We start from the raw sequence: 19621 nt of genomic DNA, 5'->3' as shown, positions 1-19621 counted from the left end.
CTGGAGAGCCGATGACCGCAAAAGCCAAAGTCGCCCTGTCGGCTGCTTCCCGGTGACCGGCAGGGCGCGCCCTGCGCTTTGGCTTTTTCCAAATACTCCCGCCGGAGGCCGGCCGCGCCCGCGCGGCCACGGGAGGTGGCCGGGGAGCGGTGCGGCAGTACGAAGGGCGGGGGCTTTCGTCACAGCGAGCGTCCGATGAGGTCTTTCATGATTTCATTGGTGCCGCCGTAGATGCGCTGCACACGGGCGTCCGACCACATCTCACCAACGGCATATTCCTGCATATAGCCGTAGCCGCCGTGAAGCTGGACGCATTCGTCAAGCACCTGAAACTGCAGGTCGGTGAGCCAATATTTGCACATGGCGGCCTGCTCCACGGTCAGCTCGCCTTTCAGATGGGCAGTGATGCAGGCGTCAAGAAAGCTGCGGGCCACGAAGGTGTTGGTTTTGCATTCCGCCAGTTTGAAGCGGGTGTTCTGGAAATTGATGATGGGCTGGCCGAAGGCTTCGCGCTCTTTGCAATACTGGATGGTGCGCTCGACCGCGCCTTCCATGGCGCCGACGGCGGTGCAGCCGATCGACAGACGCTCCTGGGGCAGCTGCTTCATCATCTGATAGAAGCCCTGGCCCTCTTCGCCGCCGAGGATGTTTTCCGGCGGCACCGGCACGTCGTCGAAGAACAGCTCCGATGTATCGGCCGACTTCATGCCGAGTTTTTCCAGCTTGCGACCGCGGCGAAAGCCGGGGGCATCCCAGGCTTCCACCATGATGAGAGAGGTGCCGCGCGCGCGCTGGGTGGGGTCAGTTTTGGCAGCCACCAGGATCAGATCGGCATGTTTGCCATTGGTGATGAAAGTCTTGGATCCGTTCAGCCGATAGACATTCCCGTCCCGCACTGCGCGGGTTTTGAGGTTCTGCACATCTGAGCCGCCCGAGGGTTCCGTCATGGCGAGGGCCGCGACCAGTTCCCCACTCGCCATTTTCGGCAGCCAGCGGCGTTTTTGCTCTTCGGTGCCGTAGGTGTAGATGTAATGCCCCACGATGCAGCTGTGGATGCCGTGGCCCCAGGAGGAAAGGTTGGCCCTTGCGCCCTCCATCAGGATCACCGCTTCATGGCCGAAATCGCCGCCCGCGCCGCCGTACTCTTCCGAGACCGAAGGCAGCAAAAGGCCCAGGTCCCCGCATTGCGTCCAGGTCTCGCGGTCCATCTCGCCCTGATGACGCCAGCGCTCATACTGCGGCATCCATTCGCGGGTGATGAAATCGCGGGTCATCCCGGCGAGCATCTGATGCTCTTCGGTCATCCAGGCGGATGCCATCATCGGAAATGTCATAGCCTCTCCCCCTCCCAGAGGTCGTTCAGCCCTTTCGGGCCTCAAGCTCAGAATTGAAGAGCCGCAGGCGGTGCTGCAGCGCCTCATGGTCCGTCACGCTGTCGAAATGCTCAAAGAGAAACGACAGCGCCTCACCCTCATCAAGGCCTGCCTCGGCGGCAAAGCGTCTGAGGCGACGATAGCCGTCTTCGGTCATGGCGGCAGGAAAACGTCGCGTCAGGCGGAAGCGTTTGGGCATCGGGATCCTCGGGCAGGGGCAGGGGCGCGGCGCGCGCGCCCCCGAAGGGTCAGAACTGATCTGCCGTAAGCGCCATGACGCTCTCAGAGCCGCTCTCAATGCGGGCGAGATGCATGGCGCAGGCGGGCAGCTGGCGGGCCATATAGTAGCGCCCGGTGGCGATCTTCGTCTCAGCGAAGTCTTTATCGACGGTGCCGGCCTCCAGCGCCTCATAAGCGGCTTTGGCCATGCGGGTCCACATCAGCCCAAGGCAGACATGGCCGGTCAGATGCATGAAGTCATTCGAGCCTGAAAGCGCGGCATTGGGATTGCTCATGCCGTTTTGCATGAAATACATCCCCGCGGCCTGAAGCTGTTTGGAGGCGGCTTTCAGGGCTTCCGTGAAGGGCTGCATCCGCGCATCGCCCTCATGGGCTTTGCACTCGGCCTTCACCAGCTCGAAGAAGGCCATGACGTTTTTACCGCCGTCGGAGGCCAGCTTGCGGCCCACCAGATCCAGCGCCTGAACGCCGTTGGCGCCTTCATAGATCATGGCGATCCGGGCATCGCGGACGAATTGCGACATGCCCTGCTCTTCGATATAGCCGTGGCCGCCATAGATCTGCTGGGCCTGTACGGCGCATTCAAAGCCCTTGTCGGTCTGGAAGCCCTTGATGACCGGGGTCAGCAGCGAGACCAGCCCTTCGGCTTCTTTGTCGCCGTTGCGGTGGGTGCGGTCCAGCAGCGTCGCGGCCCAGAGGGTGAAGGCGCGGGCACCCTCGACAAAGCTTTTCTGATCCATCAGCGCGCGGCGGATGTCGGGATGCACGATCAGCGGATCGGCGGGGCCTTCCGGGTTGGCTTTGCCGGTGACGGCGCGGCCCTGCAGACGCTCGGTCGCATAGACCACGGCGTTCTGATAGGCGGCCGCCGCCTGGGCATAGCCCTGAAGGCCGACGCCGACGCGGGCTTCGTTCATCATGACGAACATATGCTTCATGCCCTTGTGCAGATCGCCCAGCAGCCAGCCGGTTGCACCGTCATAATTCATCACGCAGGTGGAATTGCCGTGAATGCCCATCTTCTCTTCGATATTGCCGACCGTCACGCCATTGCGCGCGCCGAGTGAGCCGTCGGCATTCACCAGAAACTTCGGCACGATAAAGAGCGAGATGCCTTTGGTGCCTTCGCCGCCGCCCGGCGCTTTGGCCAGCACCAGGTGGATGATGTTTTCGGCCATGTCATGCTCACCGGCCGAGATGAAGATCTTGGTGCCGGTGATCTTATAGCTGCCGTCGTCCTGCGGCTCGGCCTTCGTGCGGATCATGCCCAGATCGGTGCCCGCATGGGGCTCGGTCAGGTTCATGGTGCCGGTCCATTCCAGCGAGGTCATCTTCGGCAGATAGGTCGCCTTCAGCTCATCGCTGCCCGCCGCCAGGATCGCCGAGATCGCACCATGGGTCAGGCCCTGATACATATTGAAGGCCATATTGGCCGAGACCATGATCTCGCCCACAGCCGTGGCCATCAGATAGGGCAGGTTCTGGCCGCCATATTCCTCAGGCAGATCAAGGCCGTTCCAGCCGCCTTCTTTCAGCGCCTCAAAGGCCTCTTTGAAGCCTTTCGGGGTGAAAACCTCGGTGCCTTCGATGCGGCAGCCTTCGCGGTCGCCGGGGAAGTTCAGCGGCGCAAGCACACCGGAGGCGAGCTTGCCCGCTTCTTCCAGCACCGCGCCGGTGAAATCGCGTTCCAGATCGGCATAGCCGGGGATGTCGGACTGAGTGATTTTGAACAGATCCTGCAGCAGGAACTGCATGTCTTTCACGGGGGCATTGTAGATCGGCATGGTGTTCTCCCTGACGCCCGGGGGCGCTCTCAATTCATTCGGCGGCCGGACGGCGGAAGGAGGCGAGAAGCTCTGCCCCCCATTCGAGCTGGCTTTTCAGCTCAGCAATGGCCACGTTCAGCTCATCGCGCTGCCGCTCCATATCGGAGAGGCGCTCATGAGCGATTGTATAGGTGCGGGTCAGCTGTTCTTCCTGCTGATCGCCGCGATCATAAAGATCGAGCAGCTGGCGGATTTCTTCGAGGGCAAAGCCAAAGCGCTTGCCGCGCAGGATCAGCTTCAGCCGACCGCGGTCACGGCGGGTGAAAAGGCGCTTCTGGCCGTCACGGATCGGGAACAGCAGTTCTTTCGCTTCATAAAAGCGTAAAGTCCGCGGTGTGACGTCAAAGGCGTCGCACATCTCGCGGATGGTCATCACATCGGGCTGGATCTGATCGTCTTTCAAACCGGGTCCTCCGCCCCCGGGCTAACTGGATTTCCGGGGCTATGAAGGGAAGATAGTCACGCATTGACGTTGACGTAAACATAACGTCGCGTCAACCAGGCCGGGCGTGCGGCGTCACGCTGCGTCACAGCCAGGGGTTGCGGGGAGAGGCCTCTGGCCTGCTGCGATTTGAGGCAGAAAGCCAGGCCAGGGGGCGCTTTCCCATGTCACAGAGCGCGGCATTTCGAATCAGATTTGCGGTGGCCGTCGCCCGGTTGAGGCCGGATCACCCGGGCGCGTGACTGCGCAGGAAGACCGAGATCCCGGCGAGAACGGCCTCACGGGTGGCGGGGGCTTCCATCAGCAACTCATGCGCGGCCCCGGCCCACTCGTGATAAACCGCCTGCGGCCAGAGGCTCAGACGGTGGCGGATGGCGGTCAGGCTGACGATCCGCTCGTGCGCGCCGCTCAGCGTCAGGCAGGGCAGCGCGGGAGAGGGCAGCGCCCTGAGCGCGCGGCATTCGGCCAGAGCCTCCGCCAGCCAGCCGACGGTGGGGCCTGCGATGTCGCGGTCAGGGTGGGCGCGCAGATAATCCCCCATCTGCCGCCAGCGGGCCGGATCGCCGGTCAGCGGATTGCCCGTAAAGCCGCGCAGCTCAAAGGAGGGCGCGGCACCACCTGCAGGGGGCGGGGCATAGTGCGCGGCGAGGGGCGTGCGGGCTGTCGCGGTAAAGGTCTGCAGCGCCAGCCCCCCGATGGGGCCGGGCAGGCGGATGCCCCACATCGGCGCCAGAAAGACCGCCGCTTTGACGGGCAGCCCCTCGGCCAGCGCCCGCAGCCCGATGGCACCGCCCATGGAATGGGCCAGCATGAAAAAAGGCTCCGGAAAATCCGGAGCCCTGAGCACGGCGGTCAGCGCCGCCAGATCCAGCTGATAATCGCGAAACCGGCTGACATGGCCCTTGCGCGGATCCGGCAGCAGGCGCTGGGACAGCCCCTGTCCGCGCCAGTCCAGGGTGGCGGCACTGAAGCCCGCCGCCTGGAGCGCGAGAGCCGCCTCGCCGTATTTCTCGGCATATTCCGTGCGTCCGTTCAGGATCAGCACGGTGCCGCGCGCCTCAGGGCGCGGCCAGAGCAGCGCGCGCAGCCCTATGCCGTCCGACGTGGTGAGCCAGCGCTCAACCCCGGGCGGGCACAGCGGCCACGCGGGCGCTTTGGTCACGACAGAACGGAGGCCAGTGCCATGGCGCGGCCCATGGAGCCGTCGATCTTCAGTTTACCGGTCATGAAGGCCATGGTCGGGTTCACATTGCCCTCAAAGATCCCGCGGAAGGTCTCAAGGCTGGCCTTCAGGGTGACATCGGCTTCCTCATCGGAAATGCGTACGCCATCGGCGTCGAGATAGACCGAACCTTCGCCCTCAATCTCAAATTTGGCGCTGCCGTTATACTCCGAGGTGTCCTTTTGCGACAGCTCAGCGACCACGGCTTCCAGAATGGCGCTCATGTTTCTCTCCCGATTGTGATTGCGCGGGCTTTGTATCCGGCGCGGGCGGTATTACTCTTCTATCATGAAGCGCGCTTTTGCCATACTCAACCTTGCCGTGGCGGCAGCCCTGACCCTTCCGGGCGGGGTGGTTTTCGCACAGACCCGGGCCGAGGTTCTGCTGGGGGATCTGGCCCGCCCTGAGAATGAGGGCTGGCGGCGAACCGAGCGTCAACTCATTGAGGAATGGTCGAAATCCGGATCCGCCGCGCTGGATCTGCTGCTGAAGCGGGGCCGTGATGCGCTGGCGGAGGGGGATTATGACAAAGCCATCGGCCATCTGACCGCGCTGACCGATCATGCGCCGGAGTTTGCTGAGGGGTATAACCTGCGGGCCTCGGCTTATTTCCGGTCCGGGCGCTATGGGCCCGCCGTCGCCGATCTTCAGCGCGCGCTGGAGCTGAACCCGCAGAATTTCGTGGCTCTGGCCGGGATCGGGGCCATTCTCGAAGAGACCGGGCAGAAGGCCAAAGCGCTGCAGGCTTACCGCGCCGCGCTTGCTATACATCCCCGCCAGGACGACGTAAAAAAGGCCGCTCAGCGGCTCGATGACGCGCTGAGCGGGCAGAAAATCTGAAGAGAGGCGTGAATGCGCGAGAACGCAAGGGTGACGGCGGTCCTGGGGCCGACGAACACCGGCAAGACGCATTACGCGATCGAGCGGATGCTGGCCCACCGAACCGGGGTGATCGGACTGCCGCTGCGCCTGCTGGCGCGCGAGGTCTATGATCGTATCGTGAAGGCGCGCGGCCCCTCGGTGGTGGCGCTGGTCACCGGCGAAGAGCGGATCGTGCCCGAACGCGCGGCCTATTGGGTCTGCACCACTGAGGCCATGCCGGTTGAGATCGGCGCCGATATCGTGGTGATCGATGAAATCCAGCTTTGCGCCGATCCCGACCGCGGCCATGTGTTCACCGACCGGCTGCTGAACGCCCGCGGGTTGAAGGACACGCTTTTCCTTGGCTCTGACACCATGCGCCCGGCGATCGCGGCGCTGGTGCCGGGGTGTCAGTTCATTTCGCGCCCGCGGCTGTCGGAACTGTCCTGGGCGGGGTCGAAAAAGATCAGCCGGATGCCGACGCGCTCGGCCATCGTCGGGTTTTCGGTCGACAACGTCTATGGCGTGGCAGAGCTGATTCGCCGGACCAAGGGCGGCTGCGCGGTGGTTATGGGCGCTTTGTCGCCGAGAACCCGCAACGCCCAGGTTGAGATGTATCAGAACGGCGATGTGGATTATCTGGTCGCCACCGATGCCATCGGCATGGGTCTGAACCTTGATATTTCGCATGTCGCCTTCTCGGCTACGGCGAAATATGACGGCCACCGGATGCGCGCGCTTTACCCCTGGGAGCTGGCGCAGATCGCCGGGCGGGCCGGGCGGCACACCTCTCCCGGCACCTTTGGTGTGACCGGAGAGGCACGCCCGCTGCCCGATGATGTGGTCAGAGCGATTGAGGAGCATGAGTTCCTTCCGGTGCGCAAACTCTCATGGCGCAACACGCGGCTGGAATTTGGCACCGTACCGCGCCTGATGCAGAGCCTTGAAAAGCATACCGATAACGAGTGGCTCAGCCGCGCGCGGGATGCTGATGACATCACCGCGCTGAAGATCCTGTCGACCACGCCTGAGGTGATGCGTGCGGTGACCAGCCCCGCCATGGTGCGGCTGTTGTGGGATATTTGCCGCATTCCGGATTTTCGTGGCATATCTTCCACAGAGCATGCAGGCCTTCTGGGGCGTATTTTTGACTTCATCAAAGGCGGCGGGACCATCCCTTCGGACTGGATGAAGACCAACCTGGACCGTATTGACCGAACGGAGGGCGATATTGATACTATTTCGCGCCGTCTCGCCTTTGTGCGGACCTGGACCTATGTTTCTCAGCGCAAAGGCTGGGTTGCTGACGAAAGCCATTGGCGCGACGAAACTCGCGCTGTAGAAGACCGCCTGTCAGATGCGTTGCACGCAAGGCTGACTCAGCGATTTGTAGACCGGCGTACAAGTGTATTGATGCGGCGGTTGAAACAGAAGGAGAGCCTCGTGGCCGAGGTGAACGACAAGGGTGAAGTGACGGTCGAAGGCGAATTCGTCGGCCGTCTCGAAGGGTTCCGCTTCCAGCAGGACAGCACCGGCAGCCAGGACGAAGCCAGGACGCTGCGTCAGGCGGCTTATGAGGCGCTGAAGCCTGAGTTCAGCCTGCGCTCAGACCGCTTCTACAACGCGCCCGATACCGAGTTCGAATATACCGAACAGGGCGGGCTGATGTGGGGTACGACCGCGGTCGGCAAGCTGGTTAAGGGCCCCGATGCCCTGCGCCCGCAGGTCGAGGCTTTCGTTGATGAAGACGCCGGTCAGGATGTGGCAGACAAAGTCCGCCGCCGCCTGCAGCATTTCATTGACCGCAAAGTCACCGCGCTCTTTGAGCCGCTGAACACGCTGAAGAACGACGAAACGCTGACGGGTCTGGCCCGTGGCTTCGCGTTCCGTCTGGTGGAAGGCATGGGCATTCTGCCGCGCGAAGTCGTGGCCGAAGAGGTCAAACAGCTTGACCAGGAAGCCCGCTCGGTGCTGCGTAAGCATGGTGTGCGCTTTGGTCAGTATACGATCTTCCTGCCCGCACTGCTGAAGCCCGCGCCGACGCGTCTGCGTCTGGTGCTGTGGTCGCTTTGGGAAGGTCTGTCGGAATTCCCCGAAAGCCCGCCCCCGGGCCTCGTGACCATTCCGTCGGTCGAAGGCATTCCGTCGCTGCATTATTCGCTGGCAGGCTACCGCACTGCCGGTGCCCGCGCGATCCGCATCGATATGCTGGAGCGTCTGGCTGATCTTCTGCGCGCCAAAGACAGCCGCGCAGGCTTTGAAGCCAGCGCAGATATGCTCTCGATCACCGGCCTGACGCTGGAGCAGTTCGCCGATCTCATGGGTGGCCTTGGCTACCGCGGTGAGAAGGGTGAGCGCGCCAAGGTCCGCGCTGAAGCGGCTGCCCCGGCAGCGGTGGAAGCCGGGACTGCCGCAGAGGCCGTTGCTGAGGCCGCTCCGGCTGAGGCAGAAGCGGCCCCGGCAGAAGCCGCTGCAGAAGCACCGGTTGAAGCTGTGGCAGAAGCTGCAGCCGAAGCGGCTCCGGCTGAGAACGAAGTGTTCTACACTTTTGTCTGGGCTCCGCGTCCGCGTGGTGATCGTGGTCCGCGCCGTGAAGGTGGCGGCCGTGAAGGTGCAGGTCCGCGTGGCCCGCGTCGCGATGGTCAGGCTGCGGCAGGCGATAAGCCCGCCGGTGAGCGTGCTCCGCGCCCGCAGGGTGAGCGTCGTGACGGCGAAGGCCGTGGCGAGCGCAAAGGCGGCAAGCCGAACTTCAAAGGCGGCGACCGTAAGGGCGGCAAGTTTGACGGCAAGCGCGACGAGGGTGCCCGCAAGTTCGAATCGCGTCCGCCGCGTGAAGCCAAGGCCGATCCCGACAGCCCCTTCGCGGTGCTTGCGGCGCTGAAGACCAAGTCCTGAGGTTCCCATGGTCCCCGGCGCAATCCGGATGGACAAATGGCTCTGGCAGGCGCGGTTTTTCAAAAGCCGCAGCCTGTCGGCCTCTCTGGTTGAAAAGGGGGCTGTCCGTCTGAACGGGCAGCCCGTCACCCGCCCGGCCCAGTGCGTGAAGCCGGGTGACGTGCTGACCTTCGCCCAAGGGAGCCGGATCCGTCTGATCCGCGTCCTTGCGCCCGGAGACCGGCGCGGTCCTGCCCCAGAGGCACAGGGCCTTTACGCAGATCTTGATGCGGTTGAACGTGACGCAGGACCAGGCGTCGCAGTTCCCATTGAATGATCCGCGTGACTGGCCTACCTGTGCCTCGCGAAAACTGACGCCGGAGGCTTCTGATGACCTATGTCGTGACCGACAACTGCATCGCCTGCAAATATACCGACTGCGTGGAAGTCTGCCCGGTCGACTGCTTCTACGAAGGCGAGAACATGCTGGTCATCCATCCGGATGAATGCATCGACTGCGGTGTCTGTGAGCCGGAATGCCCCGCCGATGCGATCCGCCCGGACACCGAGCCGGCGATGGAGACCTGGGTTGAGCTGAACCGCAAATATGCCGAACTCTGGCCTGTGCTGACCGTTCGCAAAGACCCGCTGCCTGAGGCTGAGGCCCGTGACGGCGAGACCGGCAAGCTTGAGACCTATTTCTCTGAAGCGGCAGGCCCCGGTAACTGAGGCGGCCTGGAACAAAGATTTTATGAACGGATTAAGCTGAGGCACAGGCCTGCAGGTGGCGTCAAAACCACCGCAGTTGGAATCGTGCCTGATTCGTGTTATAAGATCGTTACTGGGAATCTGGAAGCCTGCCATCCGCCCCACATCAGGGGCGGCTTTCCGATGAAAAGCGATCTGCCGCCCGAAGTAACCCTTCGGCGTGGATCTTTTTTGTCGAAACGGGTCCTGTGCGAGGAAAAAGCTGAATGACCAAGACGAAGAAGCCCGAGTTCCGCCCCAATGATTTCGTGGTCTATCCGGCCCACGGTGTTGGCAAAATCCTGTCGATCGAAGAGCAGGTGATTGCCGGGATGTCGCTGGAACTGTTCGTAATCTCGTTCGAAAAGGACAAGATGACGCTGCGGGTTCCGACCAACCGCGCCACTGAAATCGGCATGCGCTCGCTCTCGAGCCCCGATGTGGTGAACAAGGCGCTTGAGACCCTGAAGGGTAAAGCCCGTGTGAAGCGCGCGATGTGGTCCCGTCGTGCGCAGGAGTATGAACAAAAGATCAACTCCGGTGATCTGATGGCGATTGCTGAGGTCGTGCGCGACCTGCACCGCGCCGATGACCAGCGCGAGCAGAGCTATTCTGAGCGTCAGCTTTATGAAGCCGCGCTTGAGCGTCTGACCCGCGAAGTCGCCGCCGTCTCGGGTGTCGATGAAGCCGGTGCGCAAAAGAAAGTCGACGAAGTTCTGGTCGGCCGCGCTGCCTGACGCGAAGACCTTCGCAAAGAACAAAGGCCGCAGCTTTGCTGCGGCCTTTTGCTTTGGGTTCGGGGCCCCTGTCCTGATGGGTCAGGACAGGTTCACCTTAATCGCCGATGCTGCCTGCGCTGGTAAAGACGCCAAAGACCTGGCCCACAAGCGAGAAGATCGTGCGGGTATTGCTGATCGGAGATTCGGTTGCCAGCACCACATCGCCATCCGCGATGGTGAAATTCCGCGCCGAGAACAGCCCGTCTGAAGTGGTCAGATCGACCGCAAAGATCACCCGCTGCCGGTCGGGTCCGCGCCCGTCGCTGCGCACCTGATTGGCACCGTAGTCGCGCAGGATCAGCACGCCCTTGGGATCCGCACGCGACGGCGCAATGCCGCCCATAAGCGTCACCGCATCCAGCGCACTGACTCTGTCGCGCGGGAAGGGGATCGCGTTCTGCACCCCGGTCGCGCCGAGCGCCAGGAACTGGCGGTGATCTTCCTCGACGATCAGCCGGTCGCCGCCGCGCAGCGAAAGATCGCGCAGGGGCTGGTCATAAAGGCTGCGCAGCGGAATGCCGTAGCCGACGCCCCCGCGCATCAGCCGCATCACCGGGTTGCGCATCTCTGCCGTGGCACCGCCCGCCACACTCAGAAGCGAGAGGGCCGAGAAGCCGCGATCCGGCAGCGGGTAGCTGCCAGGGGCGCCGACCGAGCCAAGGATTTCAACGGTGTTCCGCCGTCCGGGCCGATGCTGTAGCAGCACCTGCGCCGAGGGCAGCGAGGGCGTCAGCGCCTCCTGCACCCGCTCACGGGCGGTCTCAGCCGAGAGGCCCGAGACTTTGATCCGGCCCGAATAGGGCAGGAAAACGCTGCCGTCCGAGGTCACGACCAATTGCTGAAGGCTGCTCACCCGCTCACCCGCACCGGTCAGAAGCGAGTTCTCTTCGGTGTCGTAGACCGAGATGTCGATCTGATCACCCGGCGCGATGGCGATGGGATCGGCCGAGCGCATCGCGCCCGAAGGCCAGGCCCGCCAGGGCCGCCCCGCACCGGGCGGTGCCGGCCAGTGGCGAACGGCTGCGACATTCGCGCGGCTGATCGGGATCAGCTGGAAATCGCGGGTCTCTTCTGCTGAGCCGCGAAGGATTTCGCTTTGCATGGCAGCGCCCCGGGGGAGGCTGCAGGCGGCGGGCAGTGTGGCAAGCATCAAAGCGACGATTAGACGATACATCCTGCCCCGAACCTTAAGGAAAATACGGTGGTATAATCAATTCACCATACAAGCAGTTGTGAACAGGTCAACAAGTCTGCGTGTCAGATGTGACATTTGGTTAAGACATGAAAAAGGGCGGCCCCGAAGGACCGCCCGTCAGATTTTCGGCTCTGTCGCAGCCTCAGCCGCGCAAAGCACCGCCCGAGGCTTTGCTGACTTTCTCGACGATTTTGGCCGAGACGGCCTCAATATCTTTGTCGGTCAGGGTCTTATCGCCCGGCTGCAGGCGAACGCTCAGCGCGATCGACTTTTTGCCCGGGCCCATTTGCGCCTCAGCCTTCTCGCCGGTGAACTGATCGAAGACGCGCACGGTTTCAATCAGCACCTTATCCGCGCCAAGCGCCGCGTTCACCAGGGTCAGCGCCTCGACCGAGGTATCGACCACAAAGGCGAAATCCCGCTCAACCGCCTGCAGATCCGAGATCGCCAGCGCCGGGCGCGAGGTGGTTTTCGCCTTGGGCTGCGGGATGGCGGGCAGAATCACCGTAAAGGCAACGGCCGCGCCTTTGATCCCTGCTTCGCGCAGCACGCGCGGATGCAGCTCGCCAAAGGTCGCAAGCGTATTGGGCCCGAGCGCGATATTGCCCGACCGGCCAGGGTGCCACCAGGCGGCAACCTTGCGGGTGATCTGGACGCGGGCCGGAGCACCGATCGCTGCCAGAACCGCTTCAGCATCAGCCCTGGCGTCAAAAATATCGACCGGACGACGGCTGCCCCAGGGATCGCGCGGGGCGGAATGACCGATCAGCAGGCCGGTTGCAATCACCTGCTGCTCACCCGGTTCACCGCCCGAAAAGACCGGGCCGACCTCAAAGAGCGCCAGATCCATAAAGCCGCGTGCCTGGTTGCGGGCAGCCGCTGCCAGCAGACCCGGCAGCAGATCGGGGCGCATATGGGTCATTTCCGACGAGATCGGGTTCTCGATCTTCACCGCATCCTGACCACCGCCAAAGGCTTCGGCCGATTTCTGGTCGATGAAGCTATAGGTGATGCATTCGTTATAGCCGAGCGAGGCCAGCGTGCGGCGGGTGGTGCGCTCGCGCGTCTGCACGGGCGTCAGTACCGGGGCCGGAACGCCGGGCTTCTGGCGCGGCATCGGTTTGCCCTCAAGGTCCGACAGCGATTTGACGCGGGCGACCTCTTCTACCAGATCCGCTTCGCCCAGAACATCAGGACGCCAGCCGGGCGGGGTGACCATGTCACCGTCGAAGGTAAAGCCAAGCGCGGTCAGGGTGTTGCGCTGCTCGTCCTCAGAGATCTCAAGGCCGACCAGCTTGCCGACGCGGCCCGCATCAAAGCGGTATGCGCGTGCCACATCCGGGATCGCGCCGTCGATGACCAGATCCGAGGGTTCACCGCCGCAGAGATCGAGCACCATGCGCGTTGCCGCATCCAGCCCTTCCAGCGTGAAGGTCGGGTCGATCCCGCGCTCAAAGCGGTAGCGGGCATCCGAGTTGATTTTCAGCGCACGACCGGTGGCGGCGATGGTGATCGGATCCCAATAGGCTGATTCGAGGAAGACATTGACGGTGCCTTCGGTGCAGCCCGAATGCTCGCCGCCCATCACACCGGCCAGCGATTCCGGGCCGTTGTCATCGGCGATGACCATCATTTCGGGCTTCAGCGCATAGGTCTTGCCGTCGAGCGCCAGAAGCTCCTCGCCCTCACGGGCGAAGCGCACGGTCAGATCGCCCTTCACCACATCCGCATCAAAGACATGCAGCGGGCGGTTCAGGTCGAAGGTGAAGAAGTTGGTGATATCCACCAGCGCCGAGATCGGACGCAGGCCGATGGCCTTCAGGCGGGCCTGCAGCCACTCCGGCGAGGGGCCGTTCTTCACGCCACGGATCACGCGACCGGCGAAGATCGGCGCTTTTTTGGCCTTCAGCTCCTCCGCGATGGTCACTTTGATGCCGGCGGGGGCTTTGCCCGCGATGGCCGCAATGACCAGCGGCTTCAGTTTGCCAAGGCCACGGGCCGCAAGATCCCGCGCAATGCCGCGCACGCCAAGCGCATCGGGGCGGTTCGGCGTGACTTTGATATAGATCATCGGGTCATTGAGACCCTTGTAGTCGATGAAGCGCAGGCCAACGGGGGCATCTTCGGGCAGATCAATGATGCCGTTGTGCTCGTCCGAGAGTTCCAGCTCACGCTCAGAGCAGAGCATGCCCATCGATTCAACGCCGCGGATCGAGCCGGGCTTCAGCAGCAGATCCGTGCCCGGAACATAAGCGCCGACCGGGGCAAAGACGCCCACAAGACCGGTACGCGCGTTGGGCGCGCCGCAGACAACCTGGACTTCCTCCATCGCGCCGTCCGGGCCATTCGGCCAGGTGGCAACGCGGCAGACGCGCAGGCGGTCGGCATCGGGGTGCTGTTTTGCCTCGATCACGCGGCAGATGCGGAAGGCACCCAGTTTCTTGGCCGGATCTTCGACCTCTTCCACCTCATGGCCAAGGTCCGTCAGCGCATCGAGCAGCGTCTCGAGCGGGGCCTCGGTCTCCAGGTGGTCTCTGAGCCAGGACAGGGTGAACTTCATCGTGGCGCCTCTCGGACATCGCATTCATCGGGAATCCTGCCGCGATTAGCGCAAAGGCGGGCAAAGGGGAAGGGCCAGGCCGCCGCAGCGGGGCGCGGGGCAGGGGATTTGCGGGGAAAATCCCCTTTGCAGGGCAGGAGATCCCCGGGGCCGCGATCTCCGCCGGGGTCCTTGCAGGGAACCCTGTCCCTGCGCTGCGGGTTTCCGGGGCTGTAACAGTGACAGGACAGTAATATGGATGTGCCGCGCAATACCGTCGTCGCCGTGGTGGATGGCGAGACTTTCAACCTCTTTAAAGTCGGCGGTGAGCCGGGGGATCTGCGCCTCTCGCCGATGCGCCCGCATGAGAGCGAGGACCGCAATTCAGCCTCCGGCCGCTCCAGCAGCGCCGCCAATCCGGCCGCAAAACAGATGGAAGAAGATGCTTTTGGCAAAGGCGTCGTCGATAAGCTGAACACCATGGTACTGGAGGGCCGGATCGGGAGCCTTCTGATCATCGCCGCCCCCCGCAGTCTTGGCGAGATGCGCCGCAGCTATCACAGCAAGCTGCAGGAGGTGCTGGTGGGGGAGATCGATAAGGTCCTCACCGGGGCCAGCACTGTGGAGATCGAAAAGGCGATCTCGGCGGCCTGAGGCCCTGGTTCTTCTGATCAGCAGGCGCCCGGGCCTTTGGTGGCCCGGGTGTTTTGCATCGGATCAGGCGGGACGATCCCGCGCCGTGCCGGTTGAAGTCACGAAAACCTGCTGAAAAGCCGCCCTTGCCTGGGCGGGGCGCAAAAACCCGCCGGACCGTGTGAGCCGGACGGGTTTGGCGTATCTGAGCGATGGAAATGGGGGCTTAGCCCCTGTTGCGCTTAATCGGCAGTGGGGCGGTTCGCGGGGTAGACGCCCAGAACCTCAAAGCGGCTTGCGAAATAGCGGATCTCTTCGAGCGCGCGGGCGACATTGGGGTCATCGGGATGGCCCTCAATATCGGCAAGGAAGGCGGTCGCGGTGAAATTGCCGCCAACCATATAGCTTTCAAGCCGCGTCATGTTCACGCCATTGGTCGCAAAACCGCCCATGGCTTTGTAAAGCGCAGCCGGGATGTTGCGGACCTGGAAGATGAAGGTGGTCATCATCCTGCCCGAGCCACGGCGGGTCAGGTCGCGCTCGGGCGACATCACCACAAAGCGGGTGGTGTTGTTGGACTGATCCTCGATGCCGCTGGCGAGAATCTCAAGGCCATATAGCTCAGCCGCCAGCGCCGGAGACAGCGCCGCAAGACTGCGGTCGCTTTGCGCGGCCACGGCCTTCGCCGAGCCTGCGGTATCAAATCCGGTAAGGGTTGAGATATTATGTTCGCGCAGGAATTTGCGGCACTGGCCCAGCAGGACCGTGTGGCTCATCGCCCTGCGGATCTCGGAGAGTTTGGTGCCGGGCAGGGCCGAAAGCGCGATCTCCACCCGCACGAAAGCCTCATCAATGATGAAGAGGCCGCTTTCGGGCAGCAGGCTGTGCATATCGGCGACGCGGCCATAGGTTGAGTTCTCAACCGGCAGCATCGCAAGATCCGCATCGCCCCGGCGGACCATATCAATCGCGTCCTGGAAGGTGTGGCAGGGAAGCACCTCCATCCCCGGGCGCGCGCGGCGGCAGGCCTCGTGGGAATAGGCGCCGAGTTCGCCCTGAAATGCTATCCGCCCGCTCATCCGTGTCATCCCTGCCAAAATTTCGTCAAGCCTCCGGCCCTCAGCGCGTCTACACCTTGAAACGGGAGGGGGGAAGCGGGTATAGGCCCTTCAAGGGAAAGCCAAGCGGAGAAGCCAGAATGTTTGACACGATGACAGTGACCAAGGCCGGCGGTGCGCTTTGCGGGTCGCTTCTGGTGTTCCTTCTGGGAAGCTGGGCCGCCTCTGCGCTCTATACCACCGGTGGTGATAAGCACGGTGCCGATGAGCATGTGCAGGGCTATAAGATCGACACCGGCGCAGACGCTCCGGCAGCGGCCGCCGAAGAAGGTCCGGCCTTTGCGGATCTTTACGCTGCCGCCGATCCGGCAGCCGGCGAGAAAGTTTTCGCAAAATGCCGCGCCTGCCACAAACTTGACGGCAGCAACGGCACCGGCCCCCACCTTGATGGTGTTGTGGAACGTCTGAAAGCCACGGTCGCCGGGTTCAACTACTCGGACGCTCTGAAGGGCATGGCCGCAGAGCCGTGGTCGCCAGAGAACCTTGATAAGTTCCTGACCAACCCGCGTGCCTATGCGCCGGGCAACAAAATGTCCTTCGCAGGCCTGCCGAAAGCCGAAGAGCGCGCGAACCTGATCAAATATCTCTCGACGGTCACCGGCGGCTGATTGCCCCTGAGCCATCGGGATTTCCCAAAGACGCCGCCTCTGTCACAGAGGCGGCGTTTTGCTTTCGCATTTGTGTCCGCCCGTCCTGCAATCGCTGCTTGAGAAGCCTTGCCGCCAGGGGTTAGGGTCTTTCAAAGGCTGAAAAAATCAGGAGCAGCGCGAATGGGCATCTTCCGGCGGGGATCACTTGTTCTGGCGGGGCTTTTGCTCAGCACGCTGCCACTGCGCGCCGAGGTGCTGGTCGGCCATGGCATTTCGACCTTTGGCGATCTGAAATATCCGGCCGATTTTACCCATCTCGACTACGTAAACCCCGAGGCTCCCAAAGGCGGCGAGATCTCGATCTGGGCCTTTGGCGGTTTTGATTCGATGAACCCCTATTCGGTCAAAGGCCGGGCAGGTGCGCTGTCATCGGTGTTTTACGAATCTCTTCTGACCGGCGTGGCCGATGAGACGGGGGCCGAATATTGCCTGCTCTGCGAGAGCCTCGAATATCCCCCCGGGCGCGACTGGGTGATCTTTAACCTGCGCGAAGCTGCGGTCTTCTCAGATGGCACGCCGCTGACCGCCGAAGATGTGGCCTTTTCCTATGACCTTTTCCTGACCAAGGGCCTGACGGATTTTCGCACCGTGCTGGCGCAGCAGGTCGAAGGCGTGGAAGTCCTCGGTCCGCATCGGGTGAAATTCACCTTCAAGGCAGGCTTCCCGACCCGCGATCTGCCGCAGACCGTGGGCGGTCTGCCGGTGCTGTCCAAAGCGCAGTATGAAGCCGCAGGCGGTGACCTGGAGGAGGGCAGCACGAAGCCCTTCCTTGGCTCCGGCCCTTATGTTCTTGACCGGATGGAGATGGGTAAGACCCTGACCTATAAGCGTAACCCCGATTATTGGGGGGCGGATCTGCCGATCAACATAGGCCGCAGCAATTTTGATCGCATCCGGATCGAATATTACGCCGATTACAATGCTGCCTTTGAGGGCTTTAAGGCGGGAAACTACACTTTCCGCGATGAGGCCTCCTCGATCACCTGGGCCACGGGCTATGACTTCCCGGCGGTGACCAGCGGTGCGGTGAAGAAGGTGGAAATCCCCTCAGGCACCAAAGCCTCGGGGCAGGGGTTTTTGCTGAACCTGCGGCGGGGAAAGTTTCAGGACCCCCGCGTGCGTCAGGCCGTGGGGCTGATGTTCAATTTCGAGTGGTCCAACGAGACGCTGTTCTACGGACTTTATGAACGGGTAAACTCGGTCTGGGAAAACTCGGTTCTGGAGGCCACCGGCACGCCTTCCCCGCAGGAGGTGGAGGTTCTGAAGCCCCTGGTCGATGAGGGGCTTTTGCCCGCCGGGATTCTCACCGATGAGGCCGTGATGGCCCCGGTCTCTGGTGCGCGGCAGCTGGATCGCGGCAATCTGCGCCAGGCCTCGGCCCTTCTGGAAGAGGCGGGCTGGGTGGCGGGGGCGGATGGCATCCGGCGCAATGCGAAGGGCGAGGTGCTGAAGCTCGACATTCTGAATGACAGCCAGACCTTTGACCGGGTGATCCTGCCTTTTGTGGAGAACCTGCGCCGTGCGGGGATCGATGCCAGCATGACCCGCATCGACAATGCCCAGCTGGAAGCGCGGCAGCGCCCGCCCAGCTATGACTTTGATATGGTTGTGGGAAATGCCCGCGCCTCGCTGATCCCGGGGGCCGAGCTGAAGCAGTTCTTCGGCTCAGAGACGGCGGATGTTTCAGCTTTCAACCTGATGGGGCTGAAAAGCAAGGCGGCCGACCGGCTGATCGATCTGGTTATCGCCGCGACCACCCGCGAAGAGATGGAGACCCGCACCCGCGCGCTCGACCGTGTGCTGCGCCGGGAATATTTCTGGGTGCCACAATGGTTTAAGGCCAATCACACCGTGGCCTATTACGATGTCTTCGGCCACCCCGAGGTGCTTCCGCCCTTCTCGCGTGGCGAACTCGACTTCTGGTGGTATGATGCCGAAAAGGCGGCGGCCGTGAAGGCTGCCGGAGCGCTGCGGTAAGGATCAATGGCCGGTTATCTGTTACGTCGTCTGGCGCTGGTGATCCCGACGCTCTTCGGGATCATGCTGATCAACTTTTTCCTGACCCAGCTGGTGCCGGGCGGTCCGTTCGATCAGATCACTGCCCGCCTTGAGGGGCAGGGCGATGTCTTCCGCAATATCGCGGGTGGCGGTGACGCGCCCGGGGCGGGGGCGGAAGGCTCAGGCTATCAGGGCGCGCGTGGTCTGCCGCCGGAGTTCCTCGATAAGCTGGAAGTGCAGTTCGGCTTTGCCCGCATGGTCTGTGGGCCGACAGAGGCCGATCCGACCGCCAGTTCCTGCGTGAAAGAAGCCATTCCGATGTGGGAGCGCTTCTTTATCATGATGGGCCGCTATTTAAGCTTCGATTTCGGCGAGAGCTATTTCCGCTCGATTTCCGTGGTGGATCTGGTGCTGGAAAAGATGCCGGTGTCGATCAGCCTTGGGCTTTGGTCCACGCTGATTGCCTATCTGATCTCCATTCCGCTGGGGATTCGCAAAGCGGTCAAAGATGGCACGGCCTTTGATACCTGGACTTCGGGGATCATTATCATGGCCTATGCGATTCCGGGCTTTCTCTTCGCCATTCTGCTGATCGTGGTTTTTGCGGGGGGGTCTTATTATCAGTGGTTCCCGCTGCGCGGGCTGACCTCTGACAATTGGGAAAGCCTGAGTGTCTTTGGCAAAATCAAAGATTATCTCTGGCATATCACGCTGCCGGTGCTGTCCTCGCTGATCGCAAGCTTTGCCACGCTGACTTTGCTGACGAAAAACTCCTTCCTCGATGAGATGCGCAAGCAATATGTCATGACGGCCCGCGCCAAGGGGCTGACCGAAAGCCGCGTGCTTTATGGTCATGTGTTTCGCAATGCCATGCTGATTGTGATTGCGGGTTTTCCGGGGCTGTTTCTCTCGGTTTTCTTCGGCGCCTCGCTGATTATTGAGACGATCTTCTCGCTTGATGGTCTGGGCCGAATGGGCTTTGAAGCGGCGGTCGCCCGGGATTACCCGGTGATTTTCGGCACTCTGTTTGTCTTTGGCCTGATTGGCCTGGTCGTCGGCATTTTGTCGGATCTCATGTATGTCTGGGTCGATCCGCGCATCGACTTTGAGAGCCGGGGGTAAGA

18 protein-coding genes are annotated in these 19621 nt (G+C 62.5%); 9 read left to right on the top strand and 9 right to left on the bottom strand.

Translation table 11 applies throughout. The features are described from left to right. Positions 1-179: 179 nt before the first annotated feature. The 6 genes from EG244_RS08430 to EG244_RS08405 all read right to left on the bottom strand — a co-directional run bounded on the left by EG244_RS08430 (position 180) and on the right by EG244_RS08405 (position 5327). Entirely contained in the window at positions 180-1334 is a 1155-nt protein-coding gene (locus EG244_RS08430; RefSeq protein WP_407644039.1) for an acyl-CoA dehydrogenase family protein, read from the bottom strand. A gap of 25 nt (positions 1335-1359) precedes the next feature. Beyond that, positions 1360-1572 (bottom strand): hypothetical protein, encoded by a 213-nt coding sequence (locus EG244_RS08425; RefSeq protein ID WP_124964562.1) that lies wholly within the window; start codon positions 1570-1572, stop codon positions 1360-1362. Positions 1573-1621: 49 nt separating this feature from the next. After that, a complete protein-coding gene (locus EG244_RS08420) occupies positions 1622-3397 on the bottom strand; it encodes an acyl-CoA dehydrogenase C-terminal domain-containing protein (RefSeq protein ID WP_124964561.1) in 1776 nt (591 codons plus the stop codon). Between the two features lie 34 nt (positions 3398-3431). After that, positions 3432-3827: a MerR family transcriptional regulator gene (locus tag EG244_RS08415; RefSeq protein WP_124964628.1), complete on the bottom strand. Its 396-nt coding sequence runs from the start codon at positions 3825-3827 to the stop codon at positions 3432-3434. Between the two features lie 280 nt (positions 3828-4107). After that, positions 4108-5043, bottom strand: coding sequence for an alpha/beta fold hydrolase (locus EG244_RS08410; RefSeq protein WP_124964560.1), 936 nt, complete (start codon positions 5041-5043; stop codon positions 4108-4110). Beyond that, on the bottom strand, positions 5040-5327 hold the full coding sequence (locus EG244_RS08405) for an SCP2 sterol-binding domain-containing protein (RefSeq protein ID WP_124964559.1): 288 nt from the start codon (positions 5325-5327) through the stop codon (positions 5040-5042). Before EG244_RS08405 ends, EG244_RS08410 begins: the two co-directional genes overlap by 4 nt. A 64-nt stretch (positions 5328-5391) precedes the next feature. Here EG244_RS08405 and EG244_RS08400 point away from each other — a divergent pair, with 64 nt between their 5' ends. The 5 genes from EG244_RS08400 to EG244_RS08380 all read left to right on the top strand — a co-directional run bounded on the left by EG244_RS08400 (position 5392) and on the right by EG244_RS08380 (position 10322). After that, positions 5392-5943 (top strand): tetratricopeptide repeat protein, encoded by a 552-nt coding sequence (locus EG244_RS08400; RefSeq protein WP_124964558.1) that lies wholly within the window; start codon positions 5392-5394, stop codon positions 5941-5943. Positions 5944-5955: 12 nt separating this feature from the next. Beyond that, positions 5956-8859, top strand: coding sequence for a helicase-related protein (locus EG244_RS08395; RefSeq protein WP_124964557.1), 2904 nt, complete (start codon positions 5956-5958; stop codon positions 8857-8859). Positions 8860-8866: 7 nt separating this feature from the next. Continuing rightward, positions 8867-9175, top strand: a complete 309-nt coding sequence (locus EG244_RS08390; RefSeq protein ID WP_124964556.1) for an RNA-binding S4 domain-containing protein — start codon at positions 8867-8869, stop codon at positions 9173-9175. Between the two features lie 53 nt (positions 9176-9228). Continuing rightward, a complete protein-coding gene (gene fdxA, locus EG244_RS08385) occupies positions 9229-9567 on the top strand; it encodes a ferredoxin FdxA (protein WP_124964555.1) in 339 nt (112 codons plus the stop codon). 245 nt (positions 9568-9812) lie between these two features. After that, the gene (locus EG244_RS08380) at positions 9813-10322 is read left to right on the top strand and encodes a CarD family transcriptional regulator (RefSeq protein WP_124964554.1); all 510 of its coding nucleotides are present in this window, start codon (positions 9813-9815) and stop codon (positions 10320-10322) included. A gap of 97 nt (positions 10323-10419) precedes the next feature. Here the strand turns inward: EG244_RS08380 and EG244_RS08375 are convergent, their stop codons facing one another. Together EG244_RS08375 and pheT are read right to left on the bottom strand one after the other, a co-directional pair. Next, positions 10420-11466, bottom strand: a complete 1047-nt coding sequence (locus EG244_RS08375) for a polysaccharide biosynthesis/export family protein (protein ID WP_158617276.1) — start codon at positions 11464-11466, stop codon at positions 10420-10422. A 235-nt stretch (positions 11467-11701) separates the two neighbouring features. Beyond that, positions 11702-14119 carry a phenylalanine--tRNA ligase subunit beta gene (gene pheT, locus EG244_RS08370; RefSeq protein WP_124964552.1) on the bottom strand — a complete coding sequence of 806 codons (2418 nt, stop codon included), beginning with the start codon at positions 14117-14119 and terminating at the stop codon, positions 11702-11704. 234 nt (positions 14120-14353) lie between these two features. On the opposite strand from pheT, the gene EG244_RS08365 reads away from it, so the two are divergent. Beyond that, positions 14354-14752 (top strand): baeRF12 domain-containing protein, encoded by a 399-nt coding sequence (locus EG244_RS08365; protein WP_124964551.1) that lies wholly within the window; start codon positions 14354-14356, stop codon positions 14750-14752. 221 nt (positions 14753-14973) lie between these two features. On the opposite strand, the gene EG244_RS08360 is transcribed toward EG244_RS08365, so the two are convergent. Beyond that, positions 14974-15810: a prephenate dehydratase gene (locus EG244_RS08360; RefSeq protein WP_124964550.1), complete on the bottom strand. Its 837-nt coding sequence runs from the start codon at positions 15808-15810 to the stop codon at positions 14974-14976. A gap of 119 nt (positions 15811-15929) precedes the next feature. Here EG244_RS08360 and EG244_RS08355 point away from each other — a divergent pair, with 119 nt between their 5' ends. From EG244_RS08355 to EG244_RS08345, 3 genes are all read left to right on the top strand, one after another. Then, positions 15930-16457 carry a c-type cytochrome gene (locus EG244_RS08355; RefSeq protein WP_124964549.1) on the top strand — a complete coding sequence of 176 codons (528 nt, stop codon included), beginning with the start codon at positions 15930-15932 and terminating at the stop codon, positions 16455-16457. Positions 16458-16619: 162 nt separating this feature from the next. Beyond that, positions 16620-18476, top strand: a complete 1857-nt coding sequence (locus EG244_RS08350) for an extracellular solute-binding protein (protein WP_124964548.1) — start codon at positions 16620-16622, stop codon at positions 18474-18476. A 6-nt stretch (positions 18477-18482) separates the two neighbouring features. Next, complete coding sequence (locus EG244_RS08345; protein WP_124964547.1) at positions 18483-19619, top strand: microcin C ABC transporter permease YejB; 1137 nt, start codon at positions 18483-18485, stop codon at positions 19617-19619. Positions 19620-19621: the final 2 nt, after the last annotated feature.

Source organism: Falsigemmobacter faecalis (genome assembly GCF_003863335.1).
Lineage (GTDB): Bacteria > Pseudomonadota > Alphaproteobacteria > Rhodobacterales > Rhodobacteraceae > Wagnerdoeblera > Wagnerdoeblera faecalis.
Note: the sequence above shows the minus strand (reverse complement) of the source record. Positions and strands in the feature narration are given on the sequence as shown.

Bases quoted from the DNA above. Each gene is read 5' to 3' on its own strand.
- pheT (WP_124964552.1), bottom strand. From the start codon at position 14,119: ATGAAGTTCACCCTGTCCTGGCTCAGAGACCACCTGGAGACCGAGGCC.
- EG244_RS08365 (WP_124964551.1), top strand. From the start codon at position 14,354: ATGGATGTGCCGCGCAATACCGTCGTCGCCGTGGTGGATGGCGAGACT.
- EG244_RS08345 (WP_124964547.1), top strand. From the start codon at position 18,483: ATGGCCGGTTATCTGTTACGTCGTCTGGCGCTGGTGATCCCGACGCTC.
- EG244_RS08420 (WP_124964561.1), bottom strand. From the start codon at position 3,397: ATGCCGATCTACAATGCCCCCGTGAAAGACATGCAGTTCCTGCTGCAG.
- EG244_RS08350 (WP_124964548.1), top strand. From the start codon at position 16,620: ATGGGCATCTTCCGGCGGGGATCACTTGTTCTGGCGGGGCTTTTGCTC.
- EG244_RS08375 (WP_158617276.1), bottom strand. From the start codon at position 11,466: ATGCAAAGCGAAATCCTTCGCGGCTCAGCAGAAGAGACCCGCGATTTC.
- EG244_RS08400 (WP_124964558.1), top strand. From the start codon at position 5,392: ATGAAGCGCGCTTTTGCCATACTCAACCTTGCCGTGGCGGCAGCCCTG.
- EG244_RS08380 (WP_124964554.1), top strand. From the start codon at position 9,813: ATGACCAAGACGAAGAAGCCCGAGTTCCGCCCCAATGATTTCGTGGTC.
- EG244_RS08395 (WP_124964557.1), top strand. From the start codon at position 5,956: ATGCGCGAGAACGCAAGGGTGACGGCGGTCCTGGGGCCGACGAACACC.
- EG244_RS08430 (WP_407644039.1), bottom strand. From the start codon at position 1,334: ATGACATTTCCGATGATGGCATCCGCCTGGATGACCGAAGAGCATCAG.
- EG244_RS08425 (WP_124964562.1), bottom strand. From the start codon at position 1,572: ATGCCCAAACGCTTCCGCCTGACGCGACGTTTTCCTGCCGCCATGACC.
- EG244_RS08405 (WP_124964559.1), bottom strand. From the start codon at position 5,327: ATGAGCGCCATTCTGGAAGCCGTGGTCGCTGAGCTGTCGCAAAAGGAC.
- EG244_RS08390 (WP_124964556.1), top strand. From the start codon at position 8,867: ATGGTCCCCGGCGCAATCCGGATGGACAAATGGCTCTGGCAGGCGCGG.
- EG244_RS08355 (WP_124964549.1), top strand. From the start codon at position 15,930: ATGTTTGACACGATGACAGTGACCAAGGCCGGCGGTGCGCTTTGCGGG.
- EG244_RS08360 (WP_124964550.1), bottom strand. From the start codon at position 15,810: ATGAGCGGGCGGATAGCATTTCAGGGCGAACTCGGCGCCTATTCCCAC.
- fdxA (WP_124964555.1), top strand. From the start codon at position 9,229: ATGACCTATGTCGTGACCGACAACTGCATCGCCTGCAAATATACCGAC.